The 9,811-nt window shown below is 43.6% G+C and carries 8 protein-coding genes and 7 pseudogenes; 8 read left to right on the forward strand and 7 right to left on the reverse strand.

Annotation, left to right across the window (positions count from 1 at the left end):
* Positions 1 to 310 precede the first annotated feature (310 nt).
* Both ACYRY3_RS00445 and folP read left to right on the forward strand, forming a co-directional pair.
* Positions 311 to 964 (forward strand): DUF561 domain-containing protein, encoded by a 654-nt coding sequence (locus tag ACYRY3_RS00445; protein ID WP_460199928.1) that lies wholly within the window; start codon positions 311 to 313, stop codon positions 962 to 964.
* A pseudogene (gene folP, locus ACYRY3_RS00450) lies at positions 958 to 1,758 on the forward strand (dihydropteroate synthase); the annotation flags it as partial. The gene ACYRY3_RS00445 and the pseudogene folP, both read left to right, overlap by 7 nt.
* Here the strand turns inward: folP and ACYRY3_RS00455 are convergent.
* A pseudogene (locus tag ACYRY3_RS00455) lies at positions 1,755 to 1,919 on the reverse strand (paraslipin); the annotation flags it as partial. The pseudogenes folP and ACYRY3_RS00455 sit on opposite strands and share 4 nt — an antisense overlap.
* Before the next feature lie 24 nt (positions 1,920 to 1,943).
* On the opposite strand from ACYRY3_RS00455, the gene ACYRY3_RS00460 reads away from it, so the two are divergent.
* Entirely contained in the window at positions 1,944 to 2,846 is a 903-nt protein-coding gene (locus ACYRY3_RS00460; protein WP_460199935.1) for a cytochrome c oxidase subunit I, read from the forward strand.
* A 39-nt stretch (positions 2,847 to 2,885) separates the two neighbouring features.
* Positions 2,886 to 3,869 (forward strand): annotated as a pseudogene (locus ACYRY3_RS00465) (PEP/pyruvate-binding domain-containing protein); the annotation flags it as partial.
* On the opposite strand, the gene ACYRY3_RS00470 reads toward ACYRY3_RS00465, so the two are convergent.
* Both ACYRY3_RS00470 and ACYRY3_RS00475 read right to left on the reverse strand, forming a co-directional pair.
* Complete coding sequence (locus ACYRY3_RS00470; RefSeq protein ID WP_460199929.1) at positions 3,773 to 4,309, reverse strand: rod shape-determining protein; 537 nt, start codon at positions 4,307 to 4,309, stop codon at positions 3,773 to 3,775. The pseudogene ACYRY3_RS00465 and the gene ACYRY3_RS00470 overlap by 97 nt on opposite strands.
* A 189-nt stretch (positions 4,310 to 4,498) precedes the next feature.
* Positions 4,499 to 4,792: a tryptophan 2,3-dioxygenase family protein gene (locus ACYRY3_RS00475; RefSeq protein ID WP_460199930.1), complete on the reverse strand. Its 294-nt coding sequence runs from the start codon at positions 4,790 to 4,792 to the stop codon at positions 4,499 to 4,501.
* A 32-nt stretch (positions 4,793 to 4,824) separates the two neighbouring features.
* Here ACYRY3_RS00475 and ACYRY3_RS00480 point away from each other — a divergent pair.
* Positions 4,825 to 4,929 (forward strand): annotated as a pseudogene (locus tag ACYRY3_RS00480) (SDR family NAD-dependent epimerase/dehydratase); the annotation flags it as partial.
* A gap of 124 nt (positions 4,930 to 5,053) precedes the next feature.
* Positions 5,054 to 5,824 (forward strand): annotated as a pseudogene (locus tag ACYRY3_RS00485) (UDP-glucose dehydrogenase family protein); the annotation flags it as partial.
* On the opposite strand, the gene ACYRY3_RS00490 reads toward ACYRY3_RS00485, so the two are convergent.
* From ACYRY3_RS00490 to ACYRY3_RS00500, 3 genes are all read right to left on the reverse strand, one after another.
* Positions 5,711 to 6,766 carry an nSTAND1 domain-containing NTPase gene (locus tag ACYRY3_RS00490; protein WP_460199931.1) on the reverse strand — a complete coding sequence of 352 codons (1,056 nt, stop codon included), beginning with the start codon at positions 6,764 to 6,766 and terminating at the stop codon, positions 5,711 to 5,713. The pseudogene ACYRY3_RS00485 and the gene ACYRY3_RS00490 overlap by 114 nt on opposite strands.
* 32 nt (positions 6,767 to 6,798) lie before the next feature.
* Positions 6,799 to 7,446, reverse strand: coding sequence for an HlyD family secretion protein (locus tag ACYRY3_RS00495; RefSeq protein ID WP_460199932.1), 648 nt, complete (start codon positions 7,444 to 7,446; stop codon positions 6,799 to 6,801).
* Positions 7,447 to 7,612: 166 nt separating this feature from the next.
* Positions 7,613 to 7,840: a hypothetical protein gene (locus ACYRY3_RS00500; protein WP_460199933.1), complete on the reverse strand. Its 228-nt coding sequence runs from the start codon at positions 7,838 to 7,840 to the stop codon at positions 7,613 to 7,615.
* Between ACYRY3_RS00500 and rimI the strand changes: the two are divergent.
* Positions 7,809 to 8,174, forward strand: a pseudogene (rimI, locus tag ACYRY3_RS00505) (ribosomal protein S18-alanine N-acetyltransferase); the annotation flags it as partial. The gene ACYRY3_RS00500 and the pseudogene rimI overlap by 32 nt on opposite strands.
* A gap of 378 nt (positions 8,175 to 8,552) precedes the next feature.
* A pseudogene (locus ACYRY3_RS00510) lies at positions 8,553 to 8,810 on the forward strand (Clp protease N-terminal domain-containing protein); the annotation flags it as partial.
* Positions 8,811 to 8,812: 2 nt separating this feature from the next.
* On the opposite strand, the gene ACYRY3_RS00515 reads toward ACYRY3_RS00510, so the two are convergent.
* The coding region (locus tag ACYRY3_RS00515; RefSeq protein WP_460199934.1) for a M1 family aminopeptidase at positions 8,813 to 9,811 on the reverse strand (999 nt) is incomplete at its 5' end.

The following is a 9,811-nucleotide window of genomic DNA, read 5'->3' on the forward strand; positions in this document are numbered from 1 at the left end:
AAACTCGCTCCCCCTCTCCCTCTCCCCCCCTCTCCCCCTCTGCCTTAATGATAAGTCTTTACCCGGACATGATATTACGAGGTACTCCAATAATTAATTGTAATATGTCCAATTCTCAATTGAATTAAACCAAATGAGTACAACAGCAAACGTGCCGCATAGCCTTACTTACTACTTGTATAATAGCAAACGTGCGGCATAGCCCACCCTACGTCTGCTGACAGTCGCGGTTGAAGCAGGAAGTTTTTGTGAGCTAACGAAAATAGAACGGTACAATATTCCTAATTTTCAAAGCTTCAAGAACCGAATTATGACGATGCATCCTTCATTGCAAAGTGCATTTGCCAACCGCCGTGTCCTCAAAGTCATCACCGGCTTAAATAACTACGATGCCAATCGTGTAGCAGCAACCGTTAAGGCAGCCCATCACGGCGGTGCTACTTTTGTTGATATTGCCGCCGATCCAGATTTGATAAAAATGGCAAAAAATTTGACAAATTTGCCTATTTGTGTATCTGCAGTAGAGCCAGAAAAATTTGTCCAAGCTGTAGAAGCAGGCGCTGATTTGATTGAAATTGGTAATTTTGATTCTTTCTACGCTCAAGGACGTAGATTTGAAGCGGAGGAAGTTTTAGCACTTACTCACCAAACTCGTGAACTCCTTCCTGAAATCACCCTCTCTGTCACCGTTCCTCACATTTTGACGTTAGACCAACAAGTACAACTGGCAGAGGAATTGGTAAAAGCTGGCGCAGATATTATTCAAACCGAAGGCGGTACTAGCAGTAACCCAATTCATCCCGGAACTTTGGGACTCATTGAAAAAGCGACTCCCACTTTGGCTGCAGCTTATGAGATTTCTCGTGCGGTATCGGTTCGAGTCCTGTGTGCTTCTGGTATTTCCAACGTGACAGCACCCCTTGCTATTGCGGCTGGTGCAGCTGGTGTTGGTGTTGGGTTTTAAATATCACACCAGATAGTTTTCGTGATGGGGGCGATTTTTACACGCCCTCTACTGCCTTGGCACAAGCGCGAGCAATGGTAGCTAGTGGTACAGACATTATCGATATTGGTGGTCAATCGACTCGACCGGGGGCAGCGCAAATCACTCTTGCACAAGAACTTGACCGAGTTATACCAATATTGCGTGCATTGCGAAAAGAGATACAAGTACCTATTTCTGTGGACACAACAAGGGCAGATGTAGCAAAGGCTGCTGTGGCTGAAGGAGCAGATATAGTTAATGATATTTCTGGTGGTACTTTTGACCCAGAAATGCTACCAACTGTCGGAAGCTTAGATGTACCAATTATACTTATGCATATCCGGGGAAACCCACAAAATATGCAACAACTGACTGATTATCAGGATTTGATAGGAGAAATTTTAAGTTTTTTGACACAGCAAATCGCTGCTGCAACTGCTGCTGGCATTGCCCACGACAACATCATCATCGACCCAGGTATTGGTTTTGCGAAGAATTACGAGCATAATTTAGAAATTTTTCGCCGCTTATCAGAATTACGCAAACTTAACTGTCCTATCCTCGTAGGACCATCCCGTAAAAGTTTTATTGGTCGAATTCTCAATCAGCCAGACCCGAAAGCACGAGTCTGGGGAACGGCAGCAGCATGTTGTGCTGCTATTTTCAATGGTGCTGATATTCTCCGCGTTCACGATTTCCAACAGATGCGCGATGTGTCGTTGGTCGCCGATGCTATCTTCCGACAATCTCCGCATAGATTGCCATTAAACTAGGTAGAACCGTTTCCATTTTCCGCTGTTTTGCCCCCTGGTTGAGAGACGGCTTCTGAAATCAAATCCATCATTTCAGTCCCTTTACCTGGATCGACAAAGACAACTTTGGCGTTCTCGCTTTCACCCAATCTATAGCTGGCATTAATATAATCTTGAGCGAGGTATACATCGTTCTTTTACCAGCTTTGGGGATTACTTCTGAAGTAATTGCTACCAATGCTCGTAAACCAATCTTCGGATACCGAGCGATGATTATGTCGATGATTGCGATTGCTTTCTTGTCAACCATTGTTTGGGGTCACCATATGTTCTTGTCTGGTATGAATCCATTTTTAGGGTCGGTGTTTACATTTACTACGCTCTTGATTGCGATTCCATCGGCGGTAAAAGCATTTAACTACATCACCACACTTTGGAAAGGGAATTTGCAAATGAATCCTGCCATGTTGTTTTCTATCGGATTGGTTTCAACGTTTATTACCGGTGGTTTGACTGGTTTGATTTTGGGAGACAGTACTCTGGATATCAACGTTCACGATACTTATTTTGTCGTTGCACACTTCCACTTGGTAATGGGTATCTCTGCATTGTACGGAATGTTTGCCGGTATTTACCACTGGTATCCGAAAATGTTCGGTCGTATGTTGAATAAAAACTTGGGATATATTCACTTTTGGGGAACGGCAGTTTGTGCTTACGGGGTTTTCTTCCCAAGGCACTTCATTGGTTTAGCCGGTCTTCCAAGACGTTACTACACCAACACCAATTTTCCAATGTTTGACGATTTACAAAACGTAAACGTTATCATTACAACTTTCGCTTTAGTTGGAGGTGCTTTCCAATTGGTGTTCTTGTGGAACTTCTTCCACAGTATCTTCTACGGAAAAAAATCTGTTCAAAACCCTTGGAAGTCTAATACACTTGAGTGGACTGCGCCTGTTGAACACATGCACGGTAACTGGCCGGGCGATCTTCCTGAAGTTCACAGATGGCCTTACGACTACAGCAAACCAGGACATGATGACGATTTTGTACCACAAAACGTCCCAAGGAAACCGGGTGAAGAAGTATTACATCACGAATCCTGACTTATTATATAAAAAAGCCTTTCCTAATCGAAAGGCTTTGCGAGTTTTGCAGGACAACAAGAAACTTACCTCAACGTGACTGGTGTTGAAAGTGTTTTAGCAGCTTGTCATAAATGCTTTGCATCCTTATTCACAGATCGCGCTATTTCTTACCGCCATATTAAAAAATTCGATCATTTTAGTGTTGCCCTGGCTGTAGGGGTTCAAAAAATGGTGCGTTCTGACCTAGCATGCTCTGGAGTCATGTTTTCTATTGAAACTGAAACAGGCTTCAGAAATTCTGCGTTGATTACAGCCGCATACGGTTTGGGAGAAAACGTAGTTCAAGGGTCTGTTAACCCTGATGAATACTATGTTTTTAAACCTACTTTAAAAGAAGATTTTAACCCAATTATTGATAAAAGATTGGGTAGTAAAGAACTGAAAATGGTCTATGATGATGGCTCCAAATTTACAAAAAATGTACTAGTTCCCCAGCATGAAAGAGGCAAATTTGCCTTGACAAATGAGGAAGTATTACAGCTAGCTCGTTGGGCGTGTTTGATAGAAGATCATTATTCTCAAGTCCACAATACCTACACTCCAATGGATATTGAGTGGGCGAAAGACGGCATTACAAACGAATTGTTTGTTGTACAAGCACGTCCGGAAACCGTGCAATCCCAGAAGACTCAGAACGTATTGCGGACTTACCGTCTATCGGGAACTAAAGGACTCGGGGAGTTTTCTTCCCTCACTCCTGTTGTAACGGGACGTGCGATCGGAGAAGCGATTAGTCAAGGCAAAGCTCACCTCATCATAGACGTACACAATCTTGAAGATTTCCAGGCAGGAGAAGTTTTGGTGACAGATAGAACTGACCCGGACTGGGAACCAATTATGAAGAAAGCAAGTGCAATTATCACCAACCAAGGTGGGCGTACCTGTCATGCAGCAATTATTGCACGAGAATTAGGCGTACCTGCGATTGTTGGCTGTAACAATGCTACGGAAATTTTGAAAAATGGTCCTTCTACGTCGATACCGATACCGAGGGCAGCGGCCATTGGTTCATGAATCAAATACACTTCTTTGGCTCCGGCTTGCTCGGCACTGTCGCGAACAGCACGCTTTTCCACCTCGGTGATAGACGAGGGGATGCAAATCATCATTCTCCAACTTGGGGGGAACAGGGGCTTTTTGGGGTAAACGAGTTTGATCAACTCGCGGATCATCAGCTCAGCGGCGTTGAAGTCGGCAATTACACCGTCTTTCAGCGGACGCACTGTGCGAATGCTCTCATGGGTCTTTTCATGCATCATCAATGCCTTCTTACCCACCGCCAATACATTCTTTGGATTGTTACGATCAAGGGCCACAATACTGGGCTCATTCACCACTACTTCTTCGTTATGTATGATGAGGGTATTGGCAGTACCCAGGTCTATCGCGATTTCCTGGGTAAAAAAGTTAAAAAGTCCCATGTTTTTCGATATCAGTTTTTAGTATGATGCCGGACCGAAATCCGGTGTTGCAAAATTGGAGGAAAATATCCGAATAAACAAAGCCAAATCATTGCCAGTCAATGTTTTTTTCCACTTTCCCCGTCGGATAACGCACCCTCCCCCCGCTTATTGTTTTTTGCCTTTGGGGAATTTTTCAGCCCTATTTTCTCAGGCTCGAAAACCCAAGCGCTCTTCTACCGCTTTTGGAAGCTCGGGAAGCCTGCTTCTTTCCATCAAAAAGCTGGTTAAACGAGCAATATCTTTGAAGATATAATGCTGGTCTAAAGCCGACTTTAAATAGTCTTTCCCCGAACTACCGCCCGTGCCTATGCGAGAACCGATGGTACGATGCACCATGTTCATATGACGATACCTCCACGTACTTAGTTGCTCGTCGATGTCTAATAATGTTTGCAATAATTGAAAAGGCAATTGCAACATTGGATAACCACGGTATAACATGATGAACAATGCCGAACGAGCGGCTTTTGCACTCAAAGGCAAAAACTTGGTTAAATTGGGAACCTACTGTTCCTCTGCAAGAGGGGTTAAAACTGACTATAGAAGATTTTCGAGAGCGGATCGACAAGAGTCATTAGTCATTAGTCAAGAGTCATTAGTTAGAAAAGTGTGGACTTTGGGAACAATAAACTGTGAACTTTTGACTCTTACTAAAAACTTGTTTGTAAAAAGTTAATCCCATCAAGCGAGGAAGAGAACGACATGCGTGTTTGCGTTATAGGTACTGGTTACGTTGGTTTAGTGACAGGTGCGTGCTTAGCTCATATCGGACATGATGTTATTTGCGTAGACAATAACGAAGAGAAAGTCAAAATCATGAAGTCCGGGCAATCCCCCATTTTTGAACCTGGGCTGTCAGAGATTATGCAATCTGCAATTAGTGCAGAAAAAATCCAATTTACTACAGATTTGGCTGCAGGAGTTGCCCACGGGGAAATTTTGTTTATTGCAGTTGGAACACCACCTCTACCAACTGGCGAGAGCGATACTCGTTACGTTGAAGCTGTTGCCCGTGGCATTGGTGCTCATTTAAACGGTGGATATAAGGTAATTGTTAACAAATCTACAGTACCCATCGGTTCTGGCGATTGGGTGCGGATGATTGTTTTAGACGGCATAGCCGAACGTCAAAGAACACTAGTCACAGCAGGTGGGACGGCAGAATTAGAGAAATTGCCAGAGATTACAGCTGAGTTTGATGTTGTCAGCAATCCTGAGTTTTTGCGGGAAGGGTCGGCAGTATACGATACTTTTAACCCCGATCGCATTGTTTTGGGAGGCAATAGTCCGCGAGCAATCTCCATGATGCAGGAATTGTATGCTCCCATTGTTGAACGCAAGTTCGCTGAGGATCGATCTTTACCCCCAGTGCCAGTGCTGGCAACAGACTTGAGCTCGGCAGAAATGATTAAATACGCTGCTAATGCCTTCTTGGCAACTAAAATTAGTTTTATTAACGTCATGGACAACCTCCACCGTGTCTCCTCCTGACTTGTCATCGCGTCCCGTAACAACTAAACGGGCTTGGTATCCTGCTAAATAACTCACCAATCCCCAATTCTCGTCTCCAACTTCTGCACGGGTTGCTATGCGGCGAGTATCCTCTGTTCCTTCCCCTGGACGCACTAATTGCACAAAAATCCGCTGTGCTTGTTTTTGCTGTGTTGAGTTGAGTTGTTGATAAACCTGCTCGGCGTGATTGGCTAGGGCTTTTTTCACACCTCCAATCTCATCATAAGCTTGGTGAGTTAACTTGCGCTTTTGCTGTAATGACCACAGTCGGGTGAGGGCAAATTCTAGCAATGGTAAATTACCAGGCTCATTGCCTACATCATCTAAAATCCGTTGTGTCAATTGTACTTCTAATTGGACTTCTAGCTTTTGGGCTGGTTGTTCAATTGCTCTTTGCAGTTCCTCTCGATTCATAGAACTTAGCAGCTTGGGTGTAAACTGCTCTAATGCATCTCGGAAAGGACGATAGGAGAGGACATAGCCGTAAAAGTCAGCACGTAAGGCCAGGACTAGTGTTAAGTTATCCAGATTAACAGCTGCCAAAAGTGCATCAGCAAAGCGCTCAATTTCCTGCTTATCCTGGCAGAGGGTGTAAAGTTCTTCAAACTGGTCTGCAAACAGCAACAAACGTTTATCAGAGTGGCGTTCTAAGAGTCGAGATATCACCTGCTGTAAAGTAATTTTTCCCTGCTGCATATCGGTGGCTAATCCTACCACTTCTCGCAGTTGTGCAGTTTCCCCAGCTTCGGGTTCTAAGGGACGCACTAAAGCAGAAGCTAGCTGATAAAATGGTTGGTTCCCAGGACGAAAAGATTCAATCAGCCAGTTTCCTTTCATGAGTAACTGAGGAATTAGCCCCGCATATACTACAGAAGATTTCCCACTGCCACTAGGACCAATCACTGCGACTAAGGGCTGTTTGTTAACCGCCTCAACTAAGCCATTACTTCTAAGTTGAGTTTGGCTAGCTCAATTTTTGACTGAGCTTCCTTGACTGTAGCAGATGCTTGCTGCGCGGAAGCAATTTCGTTTTCGGCTCTGGAGAGGGTTACAGCTCCCTCCTTGGCTAAGCGTTCAAAGCGTTGGGCGTCGGCAAGAGATACTTTTTCTCTGGCTCGTGCTCGAGTTATTTCCCCTTCATATTGCCTTATCTGTTGAAGGGCGTAGTTTACTTGAAGCGTTCTCTGGATACCAGTTTGTTGTTCAAACAAGTTCATCAATTTAGTGCGATTCTGAATTTGCTGTTTTACCCCAGCCAGTTGCTGTTTAAAATCCTGTAAGCGAGTTTTCAATTGCTGGTTTTCAATTTTGAGGACTGAGACTCGTGGATTTTCGACAGTAGATTTAATTGTGCCAATTTGTGTCCCTTTTTCTAGTTGGTTGCCCAATTTAATTTTTTCGCTTTTCAACTCTAGCTTGCCTGGAATGGATGCCCGCACAAAAATGATTTCACCGTTAACAAAAGCTTGTACGCTACGAATTTGAGAAAAGTTGCGTCTCAGTCTAACTCCAATAACAGCCAGACAGGTCAGGACTAGAATCGAAAGGATAATTTTCGGTGAAGTTGTTTTAATTAATTTCATGAAACAAATGGCAGATAAGGGTTTTCTTGTTGATAGCTTTAACGTTTAGTCAGTTTTCGCGCCACACGCAGCCCGACTATGCACGGGTACGAGCCCAAACCTGCCGACAAACAAGTAATTGACGTCATTTCATTCCTTAAGTAACAAACTCACTTTTCGTTTTTCCTCAAGAATCCCAGGTAGCTCCATAAGCTGGAATACCTTTGCCCAAACAAGTCTTGACCACCTTTTCCGTGACCGCTTGGTTAGATACACAAAACACAGCCTGCGCTCTAAAATCTCGAACGGCATCAAGAACTAGCTGCTCTACATTTGGTCTACCATGTATTCCCGTATCGAAAATATTGCAACGAGGATGAGAGTGCTTTTGGTCAATTTTAGATGAAGCCCACATTACTATCCTGGCCGTTCATCCCCAATACCAACACCAGGGCTTCGGACAAGCTTTGCTTTTCTCTCTGCTCAAAACTGCCTGCGATCGCTCGTTGGAACGAGCCACCCTCGAAGTACGAGTTTCCAACTTGGCGGCTATCTCTTTATATCAAAAATTTGGCTTTAAAACAGCTGGTGTCAGACGGCGTTATTACAAGGATAACGATGAAGATGCACTGATTCTCTGGCTTGGAGATTTACAGCATCCCCGATTTCAAACACTTTTGGCTCAATGGAGTCTTATGATAAGCGATCGTCTCGGTCGAGCGTCTCGGTCCCTCGTCATCAATTGCTAATTCTCAACTTTTAACCAGTTGTTATTAAAATCTTTAATAAAAATTTAATTTTTTCCCGTACTCTTTTTAGTTAAGAAGATTTGTGAGAAAGTTCAATTTCTTCTTGACAAGAACTTGAGAAGCTGATAAATAGTTTTGTTTGGGATTGACTAATAAATTTTAAACAGTCCCACAAAAAGGTAACAAAAGACACGCTCCTCAGCACACAGACAAAATCAAAGTAAATAAAACTAAATAAAACGTAATAAATACTGAACGCCCTCCCAAGAAGCTGGGTAAAAAGATTCGGATGTCTACACCTTTATACAGGCATCCGACATGTTAGCCTGTGCTAAAATCAGCGTACCGGCACGACGCAGGTGATGGGATTAATGCCATATGTTTGAACGCTTCACAGAAAAAGCCATTAAGGTTATCATGCTAGCCCAGGAAGAAGCTCGCCGTCTTGGGCACAATTTCGTGGGTACTGAGCAGATCCTCTTGGGTCTGATTGGAGAAGGTACCGGCGTGGCAGCTAAGGTACTGAAATCAATGGGCGTAAACCTAAAAGACGCTCGGATTGAAGTAGAAAAAATCATAGGCCGGGGCTCAGGCTTTGTCGCCGTGGAAATTCCGTTCACGCCGCGAGCAAAGAGGTATTACTTCGCCTCGTTTTTTTCGAGATTGAATTTGATAAAAAACTTTTGTTGATCTACCGTTACAATCGCATTTTTCTTCATTTTCACTTTCGTTCGGGTCCAATCCGATTGGGGAGTGATTGGAAATGGCGTGCCGTCGACGGTTAACGTTATAGGCATGGCAAATGAAGGTGCATCGGCTTCCCAACGTGCTTCTAAGCGTTTGCCGCGCGTACGTACATGTAAAATGGGTAGGCGTGTATGACGTAAATATTGATTGAAAACGGGTGTCCAATCCATCGCTGTCGTTTCGTTAAAAAATTGTACTACCGTTTCGGTGTCAATGATTTTATGTTTAAACGTATGGCAATAGTCCCAAATCAATTTCCACCAAAGGGTGTCGTTATTAAGCGCATGTCTGATGGTATGGAGTAATAACGCTCCTTTGGGATACATATCGCCCGAACCTTCTTGATTTACACCGTAGGGACCGATAATGGGACGGTTGTGGGTAACATTGCGACGTAATCCAAAAGCATATTTCAACATTTTTTCATACCCTGACTGACATTCGATAAATACCAATTCGCTGTACTGGGTAAAGCCTTCATGAATCCACATATCGGCTATATCGCGCGAAGTAATACTATTTCCAAACCATTCATGACCGCTTTCGTGAATGGTGATATAATCAAAAGTGAGTCCAACACCACTGCCCGATAAATCCATCCCGCGATATCCTTTGAGGTAATTGTTACCATAGGCTACAGCACTTTGGTGTTCCATGCCTAAATAAGGTGTCTCGACCAATTTATACCCATCTTCTTTAAAGGGATAAGGACCAAATTTGGATTGAAAGCAGGTCAACATGGGTTTGACTTCTTCAAAGTGTTTGATGGCTTTTTCTCGGTTGTAATCCAAAACGTAATAGTCAATATCCAAGTCCTCCAAACGGTCAGTGATTCGCGTGTAGTGTCCAATATTTAGGGTCACATTGTAGGTATTGATAGGATTTAATAC

Source organism: Scytonema sp. NUACC21, from assembly GCF_054684315.1.

Coding starts and splice junctions, on each gene's coding strand:
- ACYRY3_RS00500 (WP_460199933.1), bottom strand. CDS start 7,840: ATGTGGGCTTCATCTAAAATTGACCAAAAGCACTCTCATCCTCGTTGC.
- ACYRY3_RS00445 (WP_460199928.1), top strand. CDS start 311: ATGACGATGCATCCTTCATTGCAAAGTGCATTTGCCAACCGCCGTGTC.
- ACYRY3_RS00470 (WP_460199929.1), bottom strand. CDS start 4,309: ATGGGACTTTTTAACTTTTTTACCCAGGAAATCGCGATAGACCTGGGT.
- ACYRY3_RS00475 (WP_460199930.1), bottom strand. CDS start 4,792: ATGTTATACCGTGGTTATCCAATGTTGCAATTGCCTTTTCAATTATTG.
- ACYRY3_RS00495 (WP_460199932.1), bottom strand. CDS start 7,446: ATGAAATTAATTAAAACAACTTCACCGAAAATTATCCTTTCGATTCTA.